Annotated in this window: 15 protein-coding genes and 2 pseudogenes; 11 read left to right on the top strand and 6 right to left on the bottom strand. The window is 66.5% G+C overall.

Going from position 1 to position 24,321, the window contains the following annotated elements; all coding sequences use genetic code 11:
- The 3 genes and pseudogenes from MKK54_RS18155 to MKK54_RS18165 form a co-directional block, all read left to right on the top strand.
- A partial coding sequence (locus MKK54_RS18155) for a transposase (protein ID WP_244012746.1) occupies nt 1–378 on the top strand: 378 nt, incomplete at its 5' end.
- Between the two features lie 17 nt (nt 379–395).
- Nucleotides 396–641, top strand: a pseudogene (locus MKK54_RS18160) (IS3 family transposase); the annotation flags it as partial.
- Between the two features lie 248 nt (nt 642–889).
- A pseudogene (locus tag MKK54_RS18165) lies at nt 890–1,066 on the top strand (IS481 family transposase); the annotation flags it as partial.
- A gap of 1,700 nt (nt 1,067–2,766) precedes the next feature.
- Here the strand turns inward: MKK54_RS18165 and MKK54_RS18170 are convergent.
- The 3 genes from MKK54_RS18170 to MKK54_RS18180 form a co-directional block, all read right to left on the bottom strand.
- A complete protein-coding gene (locus MKK54_RS18170) occupies nt 2,767–4,308 on the bottom strand; it encodes a hypothetical protein (RefSeq protein WP_244012748.1) in 1,542 nt (513 codons plus the stop codon).
- Between the two features lie 457 nt (nt 4,309–4,765).
- Nucleotides 4,766–5,659, bottom strand: coding sequence for an ImmA/IrrE family metallo-endopeptidase (locus MKK54_RS18175; protein ID WP_244012750.1), 894 nt, complete (start codon nt 5,657–5,659; stop codon nt 4,766–4,768).
- A gap of 91 nt (nt 5,660–5,750) precedes the next feature.
- Nucleotides 5,751–6,059 carry a helix-turn-helix domain-containing protein gene (locus tag MKK54_RS18180; protein ID WP_244012752.1) on the bottom strand — a complete coding sequence of 103 codons (309 nt, stop codon included), beginning with the start codon at nt 6,057–6,059 and terminating at the stop codon, nt 5,751–5,753.
- Nucleotides 6,060–6,120: 61 nt separating this feature from the next.
- On the opposite strand from MKK54_RS18180, the gene MKK54_RS18185 reads away from it, so the two are divergent.
- From MKK54_RS18185 to MKK54_RS18195, 3 genes are read left to right on the top strand one after another with little or no spacing between them, the layout of a single operon-like run.
- Nucleotides 6,121–7,335, top strand: a complete 1,215-nt coding sequence (locus tag MKK54_RS18185) for a metallohydrolase (RefSeq protein ID WP_244012754.1) — start codon at nt 6,121–6,123, stop codon at nt 7,333–7,335.
- 31 nt (nt 7,336–7,366) lie between these two features.
- The gene (locus tag MKK54_RS18190; RefSeq protein ID WP_244012756.1) at nt 7,367–9,664 is read left to right on the top strand and encodes a ThiF family adenylyltransferase; all 2,298 of its coding nucleotides are present in this window, start codon (nt 7,367–7,369) and stop codon (nt 9,662–9,664) included.
- The gene (locus tag MKK54_RS18195; protein ID WP_244012758.1) at nt 9,664–10,464 is read left to right on the top strand and encodes a hypothetical protein; all 801 of its coding nucleotides are present in this window, start codon (nt 9,664–9,666) and stop codon (nt 10,462–10,464) included. Before MKK54_RS18190 ends, MKK54_RS18195 begins: the two co-directional genes overlap by 1 nt.
- 139 nt (nt 10,465–10,603) lie before the next feature.
- On the opposite strand, the gene MKK54_RS18200 is transcribed toward MKK54_RS18195, so the two are convergent.
- Together MKK54_RS18200 and MKK54_RS18205 are read right to left on the bottom strand one after the other, a co-directional pair.
- Nucleotides 10,604–12,196: a tyrosine-type recombinase/integrase gene (locus MKK54_RS18200; protein WP_244012760.1), complete on the bottom strand. Its 1,593-nt coding sequence runs from the start codon at nt 12,194–12,196 to the stop codon at nt 10,604–10,606.
- Between the two features lie 99 nt (nt 12,197–12,295).
- Complete coding sequence (locus MKK54_RS18205; RefSeq protein WP_244012762.1) at nt 12,296–13,072, bottom strand: hypothetical protein; 777 nt, start codon at nt 13,070–13,072, stop codon at nt 12,296–12,298.
- Between the two features lie 981 nt (nt 13,073–14,053).
- Here MKK54_RS18205 and MKK54_RS18210 point away from each other — a divergent pair.
- The 3 genes from MKK54_RS18210 to MKK54_RS18220 all read left to right on the top strand — a co-directional run bounded on the left by MKK54_RS18210 (nt 14,054) and on the right by MKK54_RS18220 (nt 16,269).
- On the top strand, nt 14,054–14,521 hold the full coding sequence (locus MKK54_RS18210) for a hypothetical protein (RefSeq protein ID WP_244012764.1): 468 nt from the start codon (nt 14,054–14,056) through the stop codon (nt 14,519–14,521).
- 183 nt (nt 14,522–14,704) lie between these two features.
- Nucleotides 14,705–15,025 carry a hypothetical protein gene (locus tag MKK54_RS18215; protein WP_244012767.1) on the top strand — a complete coding sequence of 107 codons (321 nt, stop codon included), beginning with the start codon at nt 14,705–14,707 and terminating at the stop codon, nt 15,023–15,025.
- Nucleotides 15,022–16,269: a relaxase/mobilization nuclease domain-containing protein gene (locus MKK54_RS18220; protein WP_244012769.1), complete on the top strand. Its 1,248-nt coding sequence runs from the start codon at nt 15,022–15,024 to the stop codon at nt 16,267–16,269. Before MKK54_RS18215 ends, MKK54_RS18220 begins: the two co-directional genes overlap by 4 nt.
- A 37-nt stretch (nt 16,270–16,306) precedes the next feature.
- Here the strand turns inward: MKK54_RS18220 and MKK54_RS18225 are convergent, their stop codons facing one another.
- A complete protein-coding gene (locus tag MKK54_RS18225; protein ID WP_244012772.1) occupies nt 16,307–18,424 on the bottom strand; it encodes an ATP-binding protein in 2,118 nt (705 codons plus the stop codon).
- 633 nt (nt 18,425–19,057) lie between these two features.
- Here MKK54_RS18225 and MKK54_RS18230 point away from each other — a divergent pair.
- Nucleotides 19,058–21,388, top strand: a complete 2,331-nt coding sequence (locus MKK54_RS18230; protein ID WP_409564208.1) for a PAS domain S-box protein — start codon at nt 19,058–19,060, stop codon at nt 21,386–21,388.
- Nucleotides 21,389–22,040: 652 nt separating this feature from the next.
- Nucleotides 22,041–24,266, top strand: coding sequence for a CHASE3 domain-containing protein (locus MKK54_RS18235; protein ID WP_244012776.1), 2,226 nt, complete (start codon nt 22,041–22,043; stop codon nt 24,264–24,266).
- Nucleotides 24,267–24,321: the final 55 nt, after the last annotated feature.

Raw genomic sequence — 24,321 nt, forward strand, 5'->3', positions numbered from 1 at the left:
AGCCATTGGTACGTCGGCAACGGCGTCTCCAAGCCGCTCTTCGAGCGCCTGCTAGCGCTGTTCGCCCGCGAGGCCGGTGCAGGCCCACAGCGCACGATCATCCTGATGCTCGACGGAGCCGGATGGCACACCGAACACGGACTGCGCCTGCCAGACGGTCGGCGGCTCGTCTACCTTCCCCCCTACACCCCCGAGCTCCAGCCCGCAGAATACCTCTGGCCGCTCGTCGACGAACCCATCGGCAACCAGCACTTCGACCGGTTGACCGAGCTCCAAGACCGCATCGAGCAACGCTGCCGCGACCTCGAAGCCCAACCAGACATCCTGCGCGCCAACACACTCTTCCATTGGTGGCCACAGCCTGCCAGACCGAACTAATCAACCGGAAACGGTATGAAGCCTTCCAGCGTTTGATGGCCGAACACGGCGTGACCTGCTCGATGAGCCGGTCGGGCAACGTTTGGGACAACGCGGCGATGGAGAGCTTCTTCTCGTCGCTGAAGACCGAGCGCACGGCTCGGCGGACCTACCGGACGCGGAATGAAGCCCGTGCCGACGTGTTCGACTACATCGAACGCTTCTACAACCCGGCGCGGCGGCACTCGACCCTGGGCTATCTCAGCCCTGTCGAGTTCGAAAAACCGAGCCCAATTAGCTTAGGACGGTGTCCACCAAACCGGCAGCAGGCCACTCGCCTCGCAGCGGACGTTCCGCAGCCGACCCTTGCCGGTCATGCGGACAGCCGTCGTTGTTTCTCGAAAGCAGCCATTTGTCGGTCGTCCGGCAGCTTCGGCTTGTGGTCGGGGGTTTGCAATCGGCTGCAATCCGCTAGGTGTTTGATCCCAGGCTTTGATGGTGCAGACTTTTCACGAGAGTGGAAGGAAGCGCTATGGGCCAGGTTCACCATGCAAGCGCCACGACGACAGCGGCAGCCCGTCGAACGATACAGCATAGTCAAGAGAGCCTGAAGGCGCTGGCCAAGCGCTACGGGATCAATCCGAAGACCGTGGCGAAGTGGAAGAAGCGGACTTCAACGGCCGACCGCCGAACTGGTCCACAGCAGCCGGTTTTAGCGTCTCAGCACGCCCCTCACACAATGAGTGCCGTTTAATCAGTCGCAGCTTGTGAAGCTCACAGTCGGCGCCCCGTTTCGTCGGTGTGACCTCCCGTCCATAGCGATCCAGAAGATCGCCCAATGTCCGTTCATCCGACGCTTGATGGACACCGGTCAAACCGCCCTGGACGATGTGCCGACCATCATCGACGGCGTGCTCCATCATCGTCGCCCATCGCCGGGCTTCATCCTTGGTAGGGAAAGAACGGGAAATCGGAGCGTGACCAAAGCGCCGAATCTGCACTTGCCACGAACTGCCACGCTTCCGCATCGTCGCCATGAGAAACCTGCCACTGTGACCGAGTGTGACAGATCAGGCAGATACTAGCTTATCGACGCCTACAGCCGACTACCATAAAGCCGAACAGTTACAGCAGCTTAGTGGCGGAGAGGGGGGGACCGTACCCCGGCTCGCGCTTTCCCTAGGGAAACGGTGTTCGCGGCGCCCGTTTTCAGGTTTCGTGTGTACCACCGCCGTGTGCCGCCTTCCAACTCGAAATTCGGGCGATTCGGCGGTAATGGAGCGTTGGTGAGGGCGGTCTGAGCGACAGCGGGACCGGCGAGATCCGGCGCTGGGAAGCGGGTTCTGGCCGCACCTTCGTCGAACCGGTTGTCCCGGGTGAAGGACGCGGGATCTCGGAGGAAACCACCGCGCCGCGACGAGCTTGTGAAGGGCCATCGATCCCGGCGGCGCACCCATCGCGGGTCGTGGCCGGACGGCCTTCAGTCGGCCGTTCACGATCAAGAGCACCAGCATAACAGCAAACTGTCATGCTGGTGGGTCATCACTGTCCACCAAGGCCGGATCGATAGGCTCATATTTTAACATTGAGCTGGCATGACAGCTTGCTGTCAGCAATGCCGGACATGCCGCGGTGCCTCCACCAAAAAGACCCTCTGGCGATACCCTTGACCCGGGCAAGTCGAAGGTGATGCTCTACGTCCCGCCCGCCCTGCACAGGGCGATCAAGCAGGCCGGCCTGGACGAAGGTCGATCCGCCAGCGCCATCTACTCGGAGGCAGCACGCGCGTGGCTCGAACTGCGAGGCGTATCGGTTGAGACCGCTTCTGAGGCCGCCGCTTCGGATCCCAGCCCCTCACCGGTGACACTCTCCGACCTGATCGAGACGATCGAACGCCAGGGGCGCCGGATCGAGGTAGCCTTGGCAACGGTGGAGGCGCCCGGCCGCGAAAGGCGAGAGAGCAGCCAAGCGCCGGGGGGGACGAAAGCCGCGGAAGCGATGGGGGTCGTGCTTGGGATCCTGAACGCGGCCGGCGCAGGCGGGGTCACCGGACCGGATCTTACGAGCGCGGCTCAAAAGGCCGGGGTCAGATCGGGGGCGGCGGAACAAGCGAAGACCGTTCTACGCAGTGCGGGTGTGGTACGCTGTGAGAACAGGCGATGGTACGTCGGTGGCCCAGAACGGACCGGTGAAACGTGACGTCTGCGAAGCCAAAACGGTCGAAAATCGTCCCGACGGTTTCCCGAAGGTTAGGCCAGATACAAACGGATCGGGCCGTTTCAAGCTCGATCGAAAAGCATGGAAACCGTTCGTTCTCTAGGGGGATGAACCAGTGAGTTTCTAACCAGACAACCCGTAACGCGTAGGGCCGAAACCCTGGGCCCGGGGGTTTCCCGACGGTTCCCCCAGCTACGGGCGCTGTTCAAGACGCGTCCTCAACGCCCGGATGGCATGATCCTCGGAGACCGTTAGGTACTGCGGCTTGTTCCGGATGAAGTCTGCCAGTTCGACGGTGACGACGTCGAACAGCTTGGCGAGCAGGTCGTCGCCTATGGCCCTGAGTTCGCTCAGGTCCTCAAGCAAACCTGGTGTCTCGCCGTGGGCGAGCTTGTTCCGCCCCTCGACGTAGAGCCTATCCACCGCAGCGGAAACGCTGAGCGATCCGGCGGGTGTCGGTTGACCCTTGGGATCGAGCGCGGCCTTCGCGAATTCGCCCATCTCCTTGGCCGAGCCGCCTGCTCCCGACAGGCCATCGACCGCGCAGCCGTAATCGACGACTGCCATGAAGTCGGACGCCTCGCGGCGGGCTTCGCCGAACCAATAGAGGGCGTTCATCCAGCGCTCCACGAGGTGAGGCGCGGAGCCCGTCTGGCGTCCGGTCATGTATGCCGAGAAAATCTCGCCGGCGTCATCGAGAAAGGGTTGCTCGGCAGCCATCTTAGCCCTGAGAGCGCCTGGCCTAGCACCTAAGCCTGGCATCCGAATGCTCCATCCGTTGAGGAAGCGGCCATCAGGCGTACTTGCGAGCCGCTCTTCCGAATAGAGGTGCTGGCGGCCCATGCGCGTGAACCTGCGCGCGGCTTCGACGGGGAAACGCGACCCCACCGCGTCGATCGCCAGGCCGATGATCACCGAAGCCTTGCGGTGCGATTGATCGAGTTCGTGGCCACTCACCCTCAAGGTGGCCACCCATGTAAAATTGCGCAGGGTTTTCAGTATGCTCCAAGCATCGCGCAGATCCCGGGGGGCGCCCACGGCCAGCGCCCGTTGCCGCAGGTCTTCGTAGGTGACCGTCCGATCCTCGACCTCTTGGATGTGGCCGAGCTGGATCGGGTTGATGACGAAGCGGGTGAGCCACGCCGCCCTCGGCAAGAATGCGACCGGACCGACCGTAAACTCCGCAACGCCCTGATCCAGGTCGAACAGGTGACAAGGGATGTGCCGATCCACATCGCCCCGCGCGCTGTTTGCCAAGGCGTCGAGATTGGTCTGGAAGTCCTTGGCGATGGCGGCGTAGAACCGGTCGCCGGGCGGATCCTCGGTCGGATCGAGATGGGAGCGACTATTAGCGATCGCGTCTCCGATCGCGGTGAACGACAAGCGGTTGAACTTCTCGCGCGTGATCGTCTGCCGCAAGTCCGGGCGCGCTTTCCAGACCTGTTCGGTCAAAACGTGCGCGGCGTCGACGCCGGCCTGAGTGACCCGATATTGTCCGCCCGCGCTTACAGGGATCGCCAAGGGGACCAGCGCATTTGGGCTAAGGGCGGACCAGTCGCTAAAACTCAAAGCGCTGGCCTCGATGACGGCCTCGATCACCGTTTGCAGGAGGGCCTCAGGCTTCTCCGCCGGCGCCGCGGAACCTCCAAGCTTGTTCCCTCTTGCCACGGCCGCTTCCTTTCCCACGAACGCACTCCGTTCGACATAGGTCTGGAACGACGCACGGTCCACCACGGCCCCTCGGGCCCATGATGAGGCAGGCTTTCGGGCATTGTCATTCAGTGAGGCCACCACCCTTCCACATTCATCGCGCGGTGTCGGCGGCGGCCCGTTTACCGTCCGAACGCTGGCGGATGGCGGCGTCGGATCGGGTGGCTCAGCTGGATCCCGGATGGCCTGCGAACCCGCTTCCGGGCTTGGCAGTTGCACGGACCATCATGGCGGGCTCGGTGCCCAGCGTTTCGGCGGCGCGTCTGGCGGGGCCCTGAAGGCCGTAGGGCTAGGTCCCGGGGGTCTACCGCAGGTTCACCGCAGCCCATGGTCGTGATGGCCCAGCCCCCCGTGCCCGGGGTCGTGCACCGCCATCCCGAAGGCATCTTGCCCGATGGCGCGCTGCGACCCTCACGCGGGCCGTGGCATGCTGTCGGATCGATGTCGGGCAACCCCGTGATCGTACCAGTCCCATCGACCGCTACCGGCTCTCGAACGATGCGAACCGATCGAACACGTCCGGCTCTGGCTCCTCATCCGTTACACTCCAACGCGGCTTGGCGTCTCCGAAATGAAGAATCGTGATGACCTGATCGAGGGCGGTCGCGTGAACCGTGAACTCCTCGACCTCCTCCTCGAACCAAACACCGGAGGGGTGCGAGATGCCCGCTCGGCAAGCGTCCGCCATGTCCGGCCGGGCCGCTCCGGAAACGGCGGGTATCTCGTGCGGGGGCCCGGAAGTCTTGATGAAACGTCCGGACCTGTAGGCCGGATCGCTCGACCTCGCCCAGCAGGCATAGCCGTCCGTCGAGACGACCATGAGGGAGCGGCGCTCGGTGTATTCGAGCCACCTCAGCGTCGCCGCGGTCAGCGATACGCCGTATCGCTCGGCCAACGCACCGAGTTCGACGAGGGTCGGCCGGACCTTCGGATCGACCTGGCGGCGCAGGTCGTGAAGCGGCATGAGGAGCGCCGCCGCGAAGGCATCGGCCTCCTTCTCGATGTCCTTGCCGGCACGCCGGCTGACGTCCTCTTCCTTGCAGTGAATGCCGTTCGGTAGCCGGTGGCGGTGGAGGAAGTAGTGCCCAGCCTCATGGGCGACCGTGAACCGGCGCCGGCCGGCCGAGGCCGTCGAGTTGCTGATGACGAGCCACCCGCGGGGGTCCTCGTGCACAGGCACCAAGGCTCCCTCGAAGCCCTTGAGCGGCTGGCTCACGACCTTGAGGACAGGGTCGTCCGGCCAGACGGTCCGCGAATATTCCAGGATCAGTTCCTCGACGTCGACAGGATACCGGTCCTGCCCTTTCGCGAGGTCGAGCATCTTGGTGAGCTGGTTCGCCCAGCGCAGCGGGCTCTTTTCGAGGGAAGCCGTCATGGTTGCGAACCTGGCCCTTTCTCGAAGACAGGCTCGCATTCACTCGGGAGAATAACAACCTGAACGTGCCGCTATCCCGGCGCTGTCGGGCTCATTTCCTGAAGGTTTCGGTAATTCGCCGGATCTGGTCCTTCACGTCCGGATCGAGCCCCCTGAACTTTCGAAAGAACGCCTCGTCCTCCGCCGTCGCCAAGTCGGCCTGGGCATCCATCAGGTAGTCGGAGGTCACGCCAAGGGCCTTCGCGATCCGGTCGATCTTCTCTGCGGACGGCCGCGGCGGGTTCTTGTTCTCCACCTCCCAGACGTACGACTTGCTGGAGCCGGTCATCTCGGCGAGCTGGTCGAGGGTCAGCCCCGCCTTCTTGCGCAGGTCCCGGATCTTTTCGCCGAACGTCGCCACCGCCGCACCCTCACCCTCATCCCATCCGCACCGGAGTTCGCCGTAGGATAACATCCGACACTTGAAAAGCGAACCGTCCCGGTCCAAGTTCGGAGTAGACGTACTTAATGACGCGCTACGACGGCAGCGTCGCCGGAGGTCCCGAATGACGGCATCCACAGTCCATTACCGCGTCGGCAACGGCGACATGCACCTGGTCGAGATCGAGGGCGGGCGTAAGCTCCTGATCGACATCAACGTACGGCAGCCCGGACCCGACGTGCCGGACGTCATCACCCAGTTGCGCAAGCGCCTGAAGCGGGATGCGGAGGACCGCCTCTTCGTGGACGGGTTCCTGCTCACCCACCCCGACCAGGACCATTGCCGAGGCTTGAAGGAGCACTTCCACCTCGGGCCGCCGGAGACTTGGTCCAAGGCAGCGGACAAGATCATCATCCGCGAGATGTGGTCGAGCCCGATCGTTTTCCGCCGGGCGAGCCGGGACCATCAGCTGTGCGACGATGCCAACGCCTGGGCATGCGAAGCGCGGCGTAGGGTTAAGCGCTTTCGTGAGCGCGGGGTCGGCCCGGACGGCGAGCGCGTCATCATCATGGGCGAGGACGTCGACGGGAAGACCGATGACCTCGGCCCGATCCTTGTGAAGGCCGACGGGGAGTTCTCCCGCATCTGCGGCGTGACCGGCCGGTTCACGGCACGGCTCATCGCACCGATGCCGGCCTCGGACGACGACGAGGACGAGTTCCTCAGCAAGAACAACTCCAGCGTCATCATCGGCCTGGCCTTGGAAGCAGACGGCGACCCCGATGCGTCGCGTTTCCTGTTCGGGGGCGATGCGGAAGTCGGCATCTGGGAAAAGGTCTGGGACCGCAACAAGTCCCGCAAGCATGTCCTCGAATACGATGTGTTGATCGCACCCCACCATTGCAGCTGGCGTTCGCTCTCCTGGGACAGCTGGTCCGATTACGGAGAAGGCGCCGAGGTGAGCGAGGATGCGCGGTCGGCCCTCGGCCAGGCCCGCTCCGGTGCCGAGATCCTTGCGAGCAGCAAGCAGATCAAGGACGACGCCGACGATCCGCCGTGCATTCGCGCCAAGCGCGAATACAAGGACATCGTCGCCCCGCAGAATGGCACGTTCGCCTGCATCGCCGACCGCTCCGGTACGGACCCCTACGAGATCGAGGTGACATATGCCGGGCACAAGCCGAAGCGCCCGACGGTCGCTGCGACGGTCGCGGTGGCGACCGGCATCGGAGCAACGCCCCTCCCGCACGGCTGAGGCCACCCCGCCGGTGACCGAGCCGCCCTCGATGCCACGCTCCGTCGCGAGGGCGCTTCGGCTGATCGCCCTGCATCCGTCCGTGCGCGGCATCGAGAGCCACTTCGACGCCGCCACCGGCGTGACGGACGCCGTGGTCCGGATCGATGCCCACCTCCCGTCCAGGTGGCGGGTCCGTGGTCATTCCGACAACGGTGTGCTGGCCATCGAACCAGTCTCCATAAGGTTCACGCCGGATTACCCCCTGCGGGAGCCCTACATCGTCCTGCGAGCGGATTTTGACCGCAGCCATCCCCATCTTCAGCCCCGGGGGCCGAACTTCCCTCCGGAGCCTTGCCTCCTGTTCGGCTCGGTGCGTGAGCTCCTGCAATCCCGAGATATAATCGGGGTCATCGACCAGCTCGTGGAATGGATCGGTCGGGCAGCGCTCGTTCGGCTCAACGATCCCGTCGGCGGTTGGGAGATAACCCGACGCGACGGGATCCACGACTTGGTCATCCTGAATTCCGGCTGGGTCCGTTCATTGGCCGGTCGCGACGGCGGATGCGACGGTTTCGGTGCAGGTTACGCGGCGACCCGTGAAAACGGCGCGCCCGAGACCTATCGGGTCTTGCTGTCGGACATACGTCACGGCTTGTCCGAGAACGATTGCCGTTGGTCAGGCCAGGTCGTCTCCGACTCGGAGCGATACGGGTTCGCGCTTGCGCTCGTGGCATGGTCAGGCCGAACCCCATCGGGGCAACCTTTCATCGCGGCCAGCTACCTGCCGGAGACCGTCGTCGACGTCGCTTCGCTTCATGCCCGCGCGCATGCGCTCGGTTGCGGCGATCAACTGCGTGCCAAGCTCGACCTCCTGCAACGCAGGATGCGTGGAAAGACGAGCCGCGCGGCGCAACCCTGCATCATCATCCTGCTGGCGCGGCGGCCGTTCAACCTCACGGGTGGTCACTCCCCTATCGAGATCTGCCCGTACCTGATCGAACTCTTCGGAAACGACGAACTCGGGCCTACGAGCCACAAGCCGGTCCGTCTCGTCGCGCCACACGACCAGGTTTCGCCGAACCTCCTGCGAGAAGCCTCCGGCGAGGACGGCGCCGGATCGATGCGGTGGACGCTACTCGGATGCGGCAGCGTGGGATCCAAGATCGCCACGCACATGATGCGATGCGGCCGAGGCCCTTCAAGGCTCGTCGATACCGCGCCGATGCGGCCACATAATTATGCCCGGCACGCCCTGTTCCCGATGAACGTCTCTGAACAGCACCAGGGCGTCAACAAGGCATCGCTCCTCGCTTCCAGCCTCGTCGGGTTCACCGATGGCAAGATGGCTCTCGCTGCCATCGCCGCCGACATCCCCATGGCGATGGGCGATCCGGCGAAGGCCGGAGCGGTGTTCGGGACAGAAGCGGATTTCGTCGTGAATGCGACCGGCTCCCTGGTGGTGCGCGAAGCCTTGTCGCTCCCGCAGGTCACAGTCATCCGGCCGAGATGCGTCGAGACCTGCCTGCTCGGTGCCGGTCGCCTGGCGTACATGGCCGTGGAGGGTCCGGCTGCCAATCCGTCTGTCGCGGACCTTGCCGCCGAGGCCTATCGCATTCTCGCCGCCGACAACGTCACGGCCGCTGCCGTTTTCGGACCCGAGGCCGAGGCAACCCGGATCTCGATCGGTCAGGGGTGCTCCTCGCTGACCTTTCCAATGACGGACGCCCATCTTTCGGCGATGACCGCTCCCATAGCGGTCGCGCTGGGCAAGCTGCACGCGACCGGCTTGCCCATGGCCGGCGGCGAGATCCTTATCGGGCTCGGTGCGGACGATGGCCTCGGCCAGAGCTGGATCCGGCAGCCGGTCCCTCCATGGACGGTCGTCGAGACCGCCTCGGAACGTGGCCCTGGCGTCCGTGTGAGTGCACGGGTCGACGCCTCCATCGCGCGTGAGGTCGCCGCGCGGCCCGGCAGCGAGACCGGGGGGATCATCGTCGGCCGCTACTCGGACGTCACCGACACGTTCCATGTCGTGGATGTGCTGTCTGCCCCTCCGGACAGCCGCTTCTCTGCGGATGAATTCGTGCTCGGCATCGACGGGTTGTCGGAGCGCATCGATGGCCTGGTCGAGCGGAACGGAGGCGCCCTGTATCCGCTCGGGACCTGGCACAATCATCTCGTTACCAGCGGTCACTCGGCGAAGGATCTCGCGACGGCGCTGAAGCTCGCGGCCGTGCAAATATTCCCGCTGTTGATGCTGATCCACACGCCCGGCGGCTACCGCACCCTCGTCACTGAATTCATCGAGCATCGGCCCGCGGGTGGCCCGCTCGGGGAGGCCGCCTGATGTTGCATCTTGACCGCTACACCTTGAACGCGCGCGTCCTGCCGATGCTCGTCGTTGCCATACCCTTGGTTCTGGCGGCCTATCCCTGGGTACCGTCCGAGGCGTTCGCGAAGGATGGATGGGGCGGCCTGGCGGCAAAGTGGGTGACGACTGGGGCCTGCGCTACCTTGCTCGCAACCGCCCTGTCCTTCGTGCCTCGGGCCTTCGGGACGCGCCTGGAGGAAAGGCTCTGGCGCGAATGGGGTGGCGCGCCAGCCACGGCCTATCTTCGCTATGCTCATCCGGAACTCGACGCGCGCCAGACCTTGGCGCTGCACATGAAGATCGCTGCACTCGATCCAAGCCTCCATGTGCCGAGCGCACAGGAGGAAGCCAGCGACCCTGCCGCAGCGGACCAGTGCTACGCCGGCATGGTCCGTATGCTACGTGCGAGAACCTGGGGTCCCAAGAACTTCCCCATGCTGTTCGATGAAAACGTGAGTTATGGATTCCGTCGCAACCTCTTGGCGATGAGGCCGTATGGGATCCTGACCACCCTGATCGGTATGGGGTCGGGCGCCGCAGCGATTTGGTTCGGGCACCCCGTCTGGCCGGTCGTCGCGTTGTCCGCCCTCGTCGGCATGTTCATCGTCGTAAACGGTACGAATGACCTCCGTCGGCAAGCCGACAGGTACACTCGGCGCCTATTCGAGACCGTCGACCTTCTAAAGCCGCCGACGAAGACGAAGGATGCCGGAACCCCAACGCGAAAGAAGGCCGGAACGGGGGGGCGTGGCGGAACTGGTCAGGCTACCGCCTGATCCGCCTACCCTTATTCACTGGGCCTGGCGCCAGGATGATATCACTGCCCTGCACGGACCGATTTAAGATCCGGCGTTGAACTTGCGTGAGGAGGCCCGGAGGGAGGGGCTCGATAGCCCCTCCCTCCGGTCGACTGGTTCAAGCGAGGACAGGCGTCTTACGGCCAATGACGGCCTCTGGATGGATCCGCCTGCGAGTGGCGTGATCCGTTGATCGGGTCCGCTCCCTCCGTCGCCGCTCGACCTGACCCGGGGGCTCCCGCGGGGGCAGGCCCCGGGGTACTACGACCTCGATCGTGGAGGGGACCCTGACGGCGAAGGAGTGGGCCGCCTTCACACCGTGCGACCACGCCAGGGCATCGGCCGCCGCCTCCTGCCCTTCCAGGGTCCACTGGCCGTAGATCTTCACCGCGGTCTGGACCGACATGCCCAGCAGGTCGGCCGCGGCCCTGACATCGACCCGGCCGATCCTAAGCCATGTCGCCGCCGTGTGGCGCAGCGTGTGACGCACGACCTCCGCGTCGAGGCCGGCGTCGGCGACGACCGCTTCCCAGATCCACACCGGGGCCGACGCGTAGGGCTCACCGTCCGGACGGGACACGACGGCCGAGATCCCGGCGGCGAGATCGGACTTCCGCCACCCCCCCATCGTCGAGGCAACCTTGGGGGCGATCCGCGACGTCATCCGCGGCTTGCCCTCGCTGGGGTCCAACCCGAAGCCGCGCCGGTGGATGAAGCGGCCCTCCACGTCGATGCAGCCGCCATCCGCCGAACATTCCCAGCGGAGTTCCCTGAGTGCCTCGTCCCGGGTGCCGGTGTACAGACCAACGAAGAGGTACCGCCGCAACGCCTTGCGGTTGGTAATGGTCTGCGGATCACGATACGCGTAGCGCCACACCTTCCTGCCGCGCGGGCCCATGACCAACTCGCGCTTCCAAGCGCCCGTGTCGTTGTCCCAGATGCGACCGCGGATGGCCCAGTACATCCGGGCTACCTCCGGTCGCCGCAACCACCGCGTCCGCCCCGGGCCCTGCGCCGGCACCTCCACGTTGGGATGCCAAGCGAGCGTATGCTCTCCAGCGTAGAGGTTCACCGCCTTGCGGAGGAAGCAGATGTCCTCCCGCGCGGAGCTCGGACTGGCGTTCGGCGCATCGGGGTCGTCGTCCAGATAGCGCGCGTCGCGCTGGTCGGTTCGCCACTCGATGTATTCGAGGAGCCGGGTCGTGGTGAGGTCCTTGAGCGTCTCGTCCTTAAAGAAGGTCGCCAGCGATTTGATACGCGTCACCAGCTGGCGATACTTCTTCCAGACCCGGGCCTTTTTCTTGGCGGCGGCGGTACGAAGGGACGTCTTGCGCGGGGCTGGCGGCTTGCCGGGCGGCCGTGCGGCGTCGAGAAGGTGGTTGAGCGTCGCCGCGACCGGGACCATGCGTGGGGCGACGATGCCCCGCTCCCGCGCTTCCTTCTGAAGCTTGTAGAGATCGAGGACCCTCTCGGCCTTCTTCCGCTGTGACTCGGGCTGACGCGTCGACACCTCCGCCCTGCCGTCGCGTATGTACAACGTGATCTTCGTGGGGTCCGTCCTGGATTTGCGCGGCACCAAGCGGGGGCCCTTCGAGGGTGGCCCGGGCTTGTTGTCCGGCTCTGGGATCGCCGCCGCCGCGGTCATCAACGCGACGCGCACGTCATCCTCGGCGCGCTCAAAAGCGGCCCGTTGCATCTTCTCTCGCTTCATCGTAATTCAAGCCTACCTGTGCCGGCACGCGTGCCGGTGCGTCGGAAGGCGGACACGGGGCGGTTTAACCGCCAAGTCTGAGCGCCCCGTGCCCGCCGCTTACCGTCCGGAACCGCCGTTTGCGGCTGTCGTGACGGGACCTTTGGCAGCGCGTCTCGAACGCGCGCGCCCTCCGCCGAGCCTCTGTGCCTCGGCAATCTTCATCTGCAACGTGGGAAACGCGGACATCTCGTCCGCCTCCGGCTGCTTGGACTTCTCGCCGACACCATCCCCACCCATCCGACGGATCGCCATCGGGGTGGTGAAGAACTTGCCGGCCACCTTCGTGATCGCCAGCGCGCCATCGCGGCCGGCTGTCCTGAGGGTGTTGGTGGTGATCGGGCCGTCCGGCCAGAACAGGGCGGCGGCCTCGGGCAGGGTCAGCAGCTCGTCATCGTTCCACTCCTCGCTCCGCGGCCGGTCAGCAATCCGTTGGGGTCGCTTCGGCAAAGGCCTGGCCGGCGTCGTCACGCGAGGCAAACCGGTTTCGATCCGCGAGTCAAAGCCCAGGGAATGACCGGCCGCCACGACGGGCTCGTCGTCTGGGTCTGCCGATCCAAAGGACCGCTCGCAATCCTTGCGGTCCTTTGCCTGGAATGCTTTTCCGCCCTGGTCGTCGATGACGATGTGATGCTCGGAAGCCGATGGCATTCCTGGGAAAAGCTCCAGTTGAAGCAGCGCGTCCGCCGGCATCGGAGCGTCGTCCCGACGATCCTTTGATGATCCTTCCTCCACGTCGTCGCCTGCAAAGGATCGCTCAATCGATGAGTCGAGGCTTTCCAGGGATTTCGGGCCGGAAACTAAGTATTCTGCCACCGGCAGGATGTGGTCCCTCATCGACCCTGGGTGTGCCTCGCCGACCGGAAGTCGGTCGAAACCGGGACTCGACCGGTGCGTGCCGCCGAACGAGTCCAGGGCCGGCGCCAAGGGCCGGGGGCTGGCCGGGGGACTACCTCCGCCACCCTGGACAACCGCGCCGGATCCGATCGGAGCGGTCCCCTGTCCTACCGGGTCCACGGGCGGGAGCCCTGGGGATGCCACGCGTGGCATCCTCTGGACGGCATCCCTTGGGATGCCGTCCATGGCTGGCTTAGCCTGCCCTTCACTGCCACCGGCCTTGAACGTGTCATGCCCGGACAGGACGCCCGGAGGCCTGGCGCTGGTATTCGGCCTCGGACGTGCCGCGGCCGCAACCGCCTCCGCCGGTCTCGGCTTGCCCTTGGCGGGCGATCGGACGGGCGGAGCTTGATGCCACCCGAAGTAGCGGATGATGGCCGTGAACATGGGTGAACCTCCTTGTGTCGAGGTTCGATTGTCCCCGTGCGGTCCGGTGCGGCCAAATCCCGCCGCTACCCCGTTCCGCGACAGGCCATGGAGGTCATCCCACTCGTCGGTCCCGGGACGGATTTACGGCCAGGCCCGGCGCGAATCAGTGCCGTTCCCGTCAAGGCCGGCGGGAGCCCGGATGCCGCCCGACCCATCTTCCCGGACGATAGCCCGATCCGACCGCGCATCGCGATGGACGCCGCGATCCCGCGCCCGGCCTCCGTCGATCCGGGCGTCCCCCGCCGACGATGAACGGGAATCCGATTTTTATAGTTGTCATCCCACTTGGAACAAAACAGGAACGTGCTTCCATTGTCATCCGGTCCGGATTCGGCCGGCGACGTTCGGAGCCCCTCGATGCCCACCCTGTTCGAAAGGCTCTTGCGTCGCCGGAGCCCGCCCGCGGATCCGGCTCCGCGCCACGGCGCCGGCCGGAGCGAGGCGCCACCGTCGACGAGGCGGGCGGGCGTCCGCCCGATCCGCATCCTCTCCTTGACGACGGCCACGCGGGATTACGCCCGCAGCGTCGAGAGCGGCGTGTTCGAACGGATGCGTCCTACCGACCTCGCCCGCCTGGCGGAGGCGATGGGTCCCGACCTGTGGGCCTGGCAGTATGCCAAACGCCTGACGCGGCAACTCCCTTGGCGGGCCCGCGCCGACGTCGACGAACGCGTCGAGCGGGCGGTGGCCGCGCAAGCGATGATCGAGGGCATCGAGACGTGGGAGCGCGCCCTGGCAGCTCTCGACGAGCGGATCGAGCAGGCCCGGGTGCAGGGGTGGTCGAGGCCCGAGCCCCTGGCGGTCCCGGCCGTGATCGTCACCGCCCTCGAAGCCCGCCGCGCGGCGACCCTGGACCGGATCGCCCGGAAACGAGGCCGCTCCGGCGAGGCCGGGACGGGCGCTGTCGCGATCCCCGATGCCGCCGTGCACCACCCGCCCTTTCCCGCCGGCAGGGCCTGACGCGCACCCGCGGCTACGCGCAACACGGACGACGAGACGATGATCCCCATTAGGAAGCACCCGGCAGTGCGTCACCCGCAAAGCGCCGAGGAACGTTCATCCGCAATACCTGACAGAGCGCCCGACGCCGCGTCGCGACCGCCGCGTCGACCGCCCGGCCTTCCGGTCCGGTTCGTGGTGCGCGTGAGCCGCGCGCTGAACGGGGCCATTGCCGATCGCGCGGCTCACGAGGGCCTGACCGCCGGGGCATGGGTGCGGCGACTGCTCCTCGAAAAGGTCGAGATGCAGTCCGGCGCGGATAGCAGGAGCGGCCGACCGGTTCGTCGGCCGGACGAGGATGCCGCGGCGATCTCGGCGGCCATCCGGGAATTGGCCGCCGTGAACGCGGCGATCTCGATGAAGGACCTTCCTGCGGCGCGGATGAGCCTGACGACGGTGCGGGAGATCCTCATCCCGCTGGTCATCAGAGAGGCTCGGCGACCGAGCAGGGAGGCCGACCGGTGATCAGCGGCGCCACGCGCGGGCAAGGCCTCGGCGATGCCCTGGCCCGACACCTGACGGACGCGGAGAACGACGAGGTCGTGGTCGTCCCCGCCCGCGGCCTCGCAAGCATGGACCTGACCGGACAGATCCGCGAACTGGTCGCCGTCTCCCTCGGAGGCCGGACGGACCGCCCCGTCTATCATGTCCACGTCGACCCGGATCACGGCATCCCCGACGAAGCCGGCGCGCGGGCGCTGTTCTGGTCGCTGTTCGAAAAGGAATTCGGCCTGCGGGACCAACCCTACTGCGGCGTCGAGCACGTCAAGCACGGCCGCCGCCACGAGCACCGCATCTATGGCCTCGTGCGCACCGACGGCTCCGTCGTCGATCTGGCCTGGGATTACCCGAGACGCGAAAAGTGTTCCCGCATCGTCGAGCATGCCTATGGCGTGCCGCCGGTGCCGTCGAAGCATGCCCGCGCGATCGAGCGTCGCCTGCGAACGGAGGGTCGCCACGACGTCGCCGACTGGCTCGTCGACGCGGGCGCGACCACAGCGGCGCGTCCGATCGCGCCGCTCACGCCGACGGAACGCCTGATCCAGGACCGCACGGGGATCCTTCTCGATGACCTGCGCCGGTCGGCCCTGGCGGCCTGGCGCGCCAGCGACGACGCCGCATCGTTCGTTGCCGCGCTGCGGGCCCGTGGGCTCGACCTGCGGGAGGGACGGGTCGGCGCCGTCATCGTCGATGCGAGCGGGACAACGCATCTTGCCACCCGCCTCATCGGCGCGGCGGCACGGCGTCTCGAAGGCGCCCGCATCCCGGCAGTGGTCGTGCGGGCGCGCCTAACCGGCTTTGAATTGAGGGAGACATTACATGGACGCCGAGATCGTGCGACGCCTCGACAGGCAGGACCGGGCGTTGGGAGCCATCCTAGCGGCGCTGGAGCCCCCGGGGGCCGAGACGGAAGCGTCGGCATTCGACGAATTGGTGGAGGTCCTGGCCGACCTGACGGTGGCGGTCGCGGACGTGACGGCCGCGATCCAGACACTGCGCTCGGAAGGCTCCGTGCGCTTCCCGCAGGTCGGACGATGATTTTGCATCGACGCCTCGCGGGCCTCGACATTACCCTCGACCGGTACGGTGCGGATGTCGGGCGTGCCCGATCGGCGACGGATCGAATGGAGGCCGAGCGCGCCTATGAAAGCCGCCGGGCTTGGCTGTTGTGGGGCAAGACGGATATCTGGGGCCTGCCGCTTACATGACGCGGTCGTCTGGAAGGGCAGGTCCGCTCGTCGGCGCTTAGCCGGCCAGGATGCGTTTCCGGCGTCTCCAGGTGGCGGCCTTCCGCAGCGTGCGGGCAAGCTCGTCGACCGAGTACGGCTTGTGCAGGAGCTCGAAGCCGTAGGTCCCGTTCTGCGCCAGCACGTGGCTGTAGCCCGAGGTCAGGACGACCGGGAGATCCTCGTGGAGGCGCCGGATCTCCTGCCCCAACTCGATCCCGTTCATGCCGGGCATCACGACGTCGGAGAACACCACATCGAACCGGACGGCGTCGATCCGCAGCTCGGCCAGCGCGGCCTCGGCGTTGGCCGCCCAGACCGTGCGATAGCCCAACTCGCCGAGTGCACCGGTGGTGAAGGAGCCAACGTCGGCGTTGTCCTCGACCACGAGAATGCACATGCCATGGCCGTCGATGGCCGCCTCCGGGTCGGCCTCGACCACGCCTGCCCGGCTCATGCCGGCGACCCTCGGCAAGGTCAGGATGAAGGTCGTTCCTTCGCCCGGCTGGCTCGTCACGCGGATCTCCCCGCCGGACTGCTTGGCGAAGCCGAACACCTGACTAAGGCCGAGCCCAGTCCCGTGGCCTACCTCCTTGGTCGTGAAGAACGGCTCGAAAATCCGCTGAAGGTCGCCCGGCGGGATCCCGCAGCCATCGTCCATGACCGAGACCGTGACGACGCCGGGATCGCCGGCATTCGCGCCCCCGGTCGCCGCGACCTCGACGGACAGCTCGCCCCGGCCCGCCATCGCGTCACGGGCGTTCACGGCCAGGTTGACGATGGCGGTGTCGAACTGGCTCGGGTCGGCGTCGACGAAGCACGGCTCGTCGGGTGCCCGGACGACAATCGCGATGCCGTTGCCCGTGAGCGAGCCGACCATGTCCGCGATCGCGGTCACGCTCTGACCGACGTCGAAAACCTCCGGCTTGAGGGCTTGGCGGCGTGCGAAGGCGAGGAGCTGACCGGTGAGCTTGGTGGCGCGTGCCGCCGTGTCCGCGATGGCGTCGACGTAGCGCAGGCGGCGCTCCTCCGGCAGGTCGGGTCGGCGCAGGAGTTCGCTGGACGAGCGGATCACGGTGAGCAGGTTGTTGAAGTCGTGGGCGACGCCCCCGGTCAGCTGGCCGATGGCCTCCATCTTCTGGGCTTGGCGCAGCGTGTCCTCGACCTGGATGCGCTCGCGGGTCGCGGCCTCCAGGGCCGCGGAGCGCATCGCGAGATCCCGTTCGAGCTCGGCCTTGGCGTCGGAGAGCACGTCGTTGCGTGACCTTCGCTCCCGGTCGAGCTCGTCCTGCACGCGGCCGTCCCGCAGGATGAGGATGCCAAGGGAGGCCACCGTCAGCGAGACGAGGAGGGCCATCGCCATCCCCGGTCCGACCGTGTCGGCATCCGTCGCGCGCAGGAGGATGCCCCCGGCAACCGGGATCATGAGGGTCAGGCCGAGCTGTCTCCGGGTCGCGCCGCCGCCGGCCAGGTTGGAAGCGACCACGGCGCCCCAGCCGCGGTCGAAGCGCACGACGACGGCGGCGAGGCCGAGCACGAACAGTGCCGCCGCGGTGTGCAGGGCGATGGTATCGAACGGGCCGAACGCATAGAGGTCCCGTACGCCGTAGGCGTAGCCGATCAGCGCGAGGCCGCCGATGCCTGCGCCGAGGATCGCAGATACGTTCCCTGGTGTCACGCGACCGATGCCGGCACGTCCGCCGACCTGGAAACTGAACGACACGAGGAAGAGACCGACCGCTGTGGCGATGGACGTTCGTCCGGCCATCTCGGGGTCGTAGGCGAACAGGCGCTCGGCCAGTACCGGGCCGAGGAGATCCTCGCCGGCCCAGGCGTGGCACAGGAGGACCGCGATCGACCCCGCCAGGACGACGGCCCCGAAGGTTCGCGCCGCACCGCGCCAGCCGAGGCGTTCGGCCACCAGCGCGCCGCCGATCAGGCCGATCTCGGTAGCGGTGAGCACCGACATCGCCTGAAGGCTCGGATGCAACATCGTGAGAATGGGCTGGCGCAGTCCGTAACCGGCGAGCACGAGGAGGCCGACGACGATGCCCGTGGCGCCGCTCAGCCTCACGAACAGGTCGAGGCGGCGGGCAACGCGTTCGTTGGCGGGAACGAACGCGGTCGGGACCGTCACGTCGACGATGCTTCGGTCTGGGTAGGTACGGCGGGGTTCCCCCGCGCCTGGATCAGACCGGCCATCTCGATGTCTCCGCAAGCCTCATGGGGCGTCGCGATCGACGCCCTTCGTTCCAGCTGCCGGAGTACCGATGGACGCGGTATATCCGCGCCGCGCCCGAGGTCCGTTTGAGTCCTGTAGCAGGCTCACCCGGAATCGCGAAATACGCGTTGGCCGCGGTGACCGCCCAAGTCCTGCGAGCCGCCTTTCCGTTCCACAGCCGTTTCTTCCGGCACCAAGCCCGGGCCCGAACATCGCGGGTGAAGATCTTTGGCGGCCTTTGACAATGCAGCGTGGGCGTGACAGCTACCGGCATGGTCCTGACGCCTACGCGCAACGTCCCCAGCACAAGCCAACTCGACCCGTGCATCGAGGATTGCGTGTCCGGCGTTCACTGGCCGAAGCAACATCCTACCTCTCATAGCCGCACCCGAGCCGATGTCAGATAGCCGCGATTTCCTCGCCGGGTCGGGCGAGATGGCGACGCTGATGCGTGCCTACGAGTGGACCGCGACGCCGCTCGGCAAGCCCGAGGGTTGGCCCTCCGGCCTGCGCACGGCGGTGCGCCTGCTCCTTAACAGCCACCACCCCATGCACATCTTCTGGGGGCCGGAGGCGACGTTCTTCTACAACGACGGCTTCGTGCCGTCCGCAGGACCGGAGCGGCATCCCTCCGCGCTCGGCCGCCCGGCTTCGGAAAGCTGGGGGGAAATCTGGCCGGTGATCGGCTCCGAGGTCGCCAAGGTCCGCAATGGCGGCGGACATACATGGTACGAGGACCAGCATGTCCCGATCTTGCGCGAAGGTCGCGTCGAGGATGCGTACTGGACCTACGGTTTCAGCCCGATCGACGACGAGACGGCGCCCAACGGCATCGGCGGCGTCATCTCGATCCTCACGGAGACGACCAAGCGCAAGGCCCTTGAGGCCAACCTCCGTTCCATCAACCAATCCCTCGAACGTCAGATCGTCGAACGGACGCAGGACCGCAACCGGATCTGGCAGGTCAGTCAGGATATGCTGCTGGTCAGCGACCTTGGGGGCGTGTTCCTGAACGTCAGTCCGGCTTGGACCCGCGTGCTTGGATGGTCCGAAGCGGAACTGGTCGGCCGCACCTCCGAGTGGTTGGAGCACCCCGACGACCGCGAGAGGACCCGCGCCGAGATCGTTCGTCTCGCCGAAAGTGGTGCCCCGACGCTGGCCTTCGAGAACCGGTTCAGGACGCGAGAAGGGGAGTACCGAGACCTATCCTGGACGGCGGTGCCGGAGGGGGATCGTTTCTACTGCGTCGCCCGCGACATCACCGAGCAGAAGGTACAGGCGGTCGAACTGGCTGCGCAGGCTCAAGAGATAGCCTTGCAGGCAGAGACCTTACGAACCTCGCGGGAGCGGCAGCGCGTCGTATTCGATCTGACCCGTCAGCTGATGGGCATCATGCAACTGGACGGAACCCTACTGGAGGCCAATCCCGCCTCGCTGGACGCGATAGGCGCGGAGCTGGGCGACGTTGTCGGTAAGCCTTTCTGGACCACCCCTTGGTTCTCCGGAACGCCCGGCATGGGCGACGCCGTTCGGGGGGCAGTCGAAGTGGCCCGCAACGGGCAGAGCACCCGAACTGAACTGCCTCTCATCCTACCGAATGGCGAGACCCGCATCTACGATTTCGGGATGCACCCGGTACGGGATACAAGCGGACGCGTCGTCGAGATCATGCCGGAAGCAACCGACATCACCGAGCTACGCAGGGCCGAGGAGGCGCTACGCCAATCGCAGAAGATGGAGGCTGTCGGGCAACTTACCGGCGGCTTGGCACACGACTTCAACAACCTGCTCGCGGGCATCTCCGGATCGTTGGAGATGATGCAAAACCGCATGCAGCAGGGCCGCTTCCAAGATGTCGAGCGCTACATGGCGGTGGCGCAAGGAGCCTCGAAGCGTGCCGCCTCCCTGACCCATCGCCTACTGGCCTTCTCGCGCCGCCAGACGCTCGATCCAAAAACCACCGATGTGAACCGCCTCGTCTGGGGCATGCATGAGATGATCCAGCGCACGGTCGGACCGAGTATCCCCGTCGAGGTGGTTGGTGCGTCCGGCCTCTGGGCCGCTCTCGTGGACCCGCCGCAGCTTGAGAACGCGCTGCTGAACCTGTGCATCAACGCCCGCGACGCGATGCCGGACGGGGGGCGCATCACGATCGAGACACACAACAAGTGGATCGACGAGCGCGTCTCCCGCAAGCTTAACATTCCGGAAGGTCAGTACCTCTCCCTGTGCGTGACTGACACCGGCACCGGGATGACCCCGGACGTGATCGCTCGGGTGTTCGAGCCGTTCTTCACGACGAAACCCATGGGCGAGGGCACTGGCCTCGGCCTGTCGATGATCTACGGCTTCGCCCAGCAGTCAGGCGGGCAGGTGCGCATCTATTCCGAGGTCGGCGAGGGTAGCACCGTGTGCATCTACCTGCCGCGCCACTACGGCAAGATCGAGGACGAGGAAGGTGCCGCCAAGCTCGTTGCGCTGGATCGGTCTGATCAGGGAGAGACGGTGCTGGTGGTAGACGACGAGCCGTCCGTGCGGATGCTCATCACCGACATCTTGGAAGACCTCGGTTACCTCGCCATCGAGGCGAGCGACAGCGCGGCAGGGTTGAAGGTGCTTCAGTCGGATGTACGCATCGACCTGCTGGTCACGGACGTGGGCCTGCCGGGCGGCATGAACGGGCGGCAGATGTCCGACGCGGCGCATGTGTCCCGGCCGGACCTCAAGGTCCTGTTCATCACCGGCTACGCGGAAAATGCGATCCTCGGCAACGGGACGCTTCCGCCGGGCATGTCGGTCCTGACCAAACCGTTCGCGATGGACGCGATGGCGACGCGCATCCGTTCGCTGATCGAGACGGGCAAAGAGGCCAAACGGTAGAGGCAGGATCGTCCGCTCTCAGGAGGCTTCAGCCATCGGCCGCGAGGCAGTCGGACTTCTGCAACGCACCCCGAACCGAAGTTTCCTAACGGCTGACGAACGGCCGCTATGGAGGAATGCTGACTGCGCCTCCGGTGGCCGGGTCAGGTCGGAGGCGGAAGGTCCGCTTCCGGGCGAAGCTTCGGCGACCACCCCCACCCAACTCGGTCAACCCGGCGTGTCCGATAGACGATCGCCGAGCGGACGCCGCCTCCCGGCCTGACACGTGACCTCCCCGTCCCTGGGCGGCAGTGTCTCACAGGATCCGTACGAAGGATTTCTCGATGACGGAGGGACTATCGGACGAATGTTCCCGACGTTCCCATGGTCGATGCCCGGAGTGGCGGTCTCTTCGTCGGGGCTCGTCATGGGATCCCGACCCGCATGGACCGGTTACATGGCTGCGCGGGTGGCCCACAAGAGGCATTTCCAGCTCGAAGATCGGATGCCGGACCGTGCGCAGGGGGCCCGGGCGACACCGCATTTCCCTCGCAATCGCCCGGTAATCGTCTAGACGCAATTGAGCCGACGCACCGTTCATGGCCCCCGGGCCGAGACGTCGCTTCTTGGTCCTCCCCCCGGAAGGCCGATGCGAACCCGGCACGGACCCGACATGACCAAGCACCTCGTCGCCCGCGCCAACATTCTCGTCTTCGCGGTGCTGCTCGCCATCCTGGGCCTGGTCGGAGGAGCCACCTGGGAACGGTTGGGGGCCGCGCGCGAGGCGAGGCAGTGGTCCCAACACAGCTTCGGCGTGGTGGCGGCGATGAAGGATCTCGCCATCGCCCTGCGCGATGCGGAGACCGGGCAACGCGGCTTCCTCCTGACCGGCAAGGACGACTACCTGACGCCCTACAACGAGGCGCGGGACCGCATCGGCCTTCTGCAAGGCGAGCTTCAGAAGCTCACTGCGGACAACCCGGTCCAGCAGCGTCGGCTGCGCGACATCTCCCCCGTGATCCAGCTGAAGCTGGAGGAACTTGGGCAGACTGTGCAACTGCGGCGTGACGTCGGGATCGATGCCGCCCTGCGCATCGTCAATACGGACGCCGGCCGCGACCACCAGAAGCGGGCCGAGGGCATCCTCGGGGCCATGCTGGACGAGGAGGAGAGCCTGCTCGAAACCCGCCTGCGCGAGAACGATGCCCGCGCGGCCTGGGTACGCTGGCTGGTACTCGGCGGGGCCGGCCTCGCCATGCTCGCCCTGCTGCTCGCGGCACGCCTCCTCAACAAGGCCTGGGCACATTCCCAACGGGTCGAGGCCGAGCAGCGTACGCTGGCCCTTCGCCTGCGCGCGTCCCTCGACAGCTTGAGCCAGGGCATCGCCGTGTTCGGTGCCGACCGCGGGCTGACGAACTGGAACCACTGCTTCCAGGCGTTGCTCGACGTCCCGAAGGCGATGTTGCGTCCGGGCACGCCCTATGCCGCCCTCGCCGAGCACACCTCCGAGGCCGGCCGTCCGGCGCTGGAGACCGAAGGGCAGGTCCGCCATGGCCGGAGCATTCCCGGCGAACCCGTGGTCTACGAGCGCATCCGCGCGGACGATCACCATCTGGAGCTTCGCAGGACGCCCATGCCCGACGGCGGCTTCGTGCTCACCGTGACCGACATGACCAAGCGTGCCCAGGCCGAGGGCGTCCTGCGCGAGGCCCAGAAGATGCAGGCCATCGGCCAGTTGACCGGCGGCATCGCGCACGACTTCAACAACCTGCTGCAGGTGATCCTCGGAAACCTCGAATTCGTCCGGTCCAAGCTCGGGGGCGAGGACGCGAGACTGCAGACCCGGATCGAGCGCGCGGCCTGGGCCGCCCAGCGTGGCGCCACGCTCACCGGCCAGCTCCTCGCCTTCGCCCGCAAGCAACCCCTGGCCCCCACCGCCATCGATCTCTCCGCGACGATGCCGGACCTCGTCCCGCTGCTCCGCCGGACGCTCGGCGAGCACATCGAGGTGCGATACGTCGAAAGCGCGGGACTTTGGCCGGCTATGGCCGATCCCGCGCAGCTTGAGAGCGCGGTGTTGAACCTCGCCCTCAACGCCAGGGACGCGATGCCGGGGGGCGGACGCCTGACCATCGAGATCGGCAACAAGGTGCTCGACGCGCATTACGCCGCCAGCCACGCCGAGGTGACCGCCGGCGACTACGCCATGGTCGCGGTCTCCGACACCGGTCATGGCATGACCCCCGACGTGGTCAAGCGCGTATTCGAGCCGTTCTTCACGACCAAGCCCGATGGCAAGGGCACCGGCCTCGGCCTCGCGATGGTGTTCGGCTTCGTGAAGCAGTCCGGCGGACACGTGAAGATCTATTCCGAGCCCGGCGAGGGCACGACGGTGAAGATCTACCTGCCCCGGGCGGTGGGCGCGGTCGCGGCGTCCTACATGCGTTCATCGGCCCCGGTGGAACTGCCTCGCGGGAACGCCACGATCCTCGTGGTCGAGGACGAGCCGGCGGTGCGCGAGATCGCCTGCGCGATCCTCTCCGACCTCGGGTACCGCGTGCTGGAGGCGGCGGACGGCGAGGAGGGCCTCAGGGTGTTCGGGGCGCACGCCGCATCGGTCGACATGCTGCTCACCGACGTCGTGCTGCCGGGCAAGGTCCGGGGCCGCGAGCTGTCCGAGCGGATCACCGCCCTGCGCCCCGACGTGAGGGTGCTCTTCATGTCGGGCTACACCGAGAACTCCATCGTCCATCACGGGCGCCTCGACGACGGCGTCAGGCTGATCGGCAAGCCGTTCAAGCGCGAGCAGCTCGCCGTCAAGGTCGCCGAGACCCTTGGCCAGACGGCACCCACGGATGCCGGGGATGGCAAGGTCGTCGCCTTGCGCCCACGCGCCTGAACGCCTCCCTACGAGCCGGGCGAAGCGCATGCGGGCGCGGAATGACGGCCGGGCG

The sequence above is a fragment of the Methylobacterium sp. J-068 genome (assembly GCF_022829445.1).
Taxonomy (GTDB): Bacteria; Pseudomonadota; Alphaproteobacteria; order Rhizobiales; family Beijerinckiaceae; genus Methylobacterium.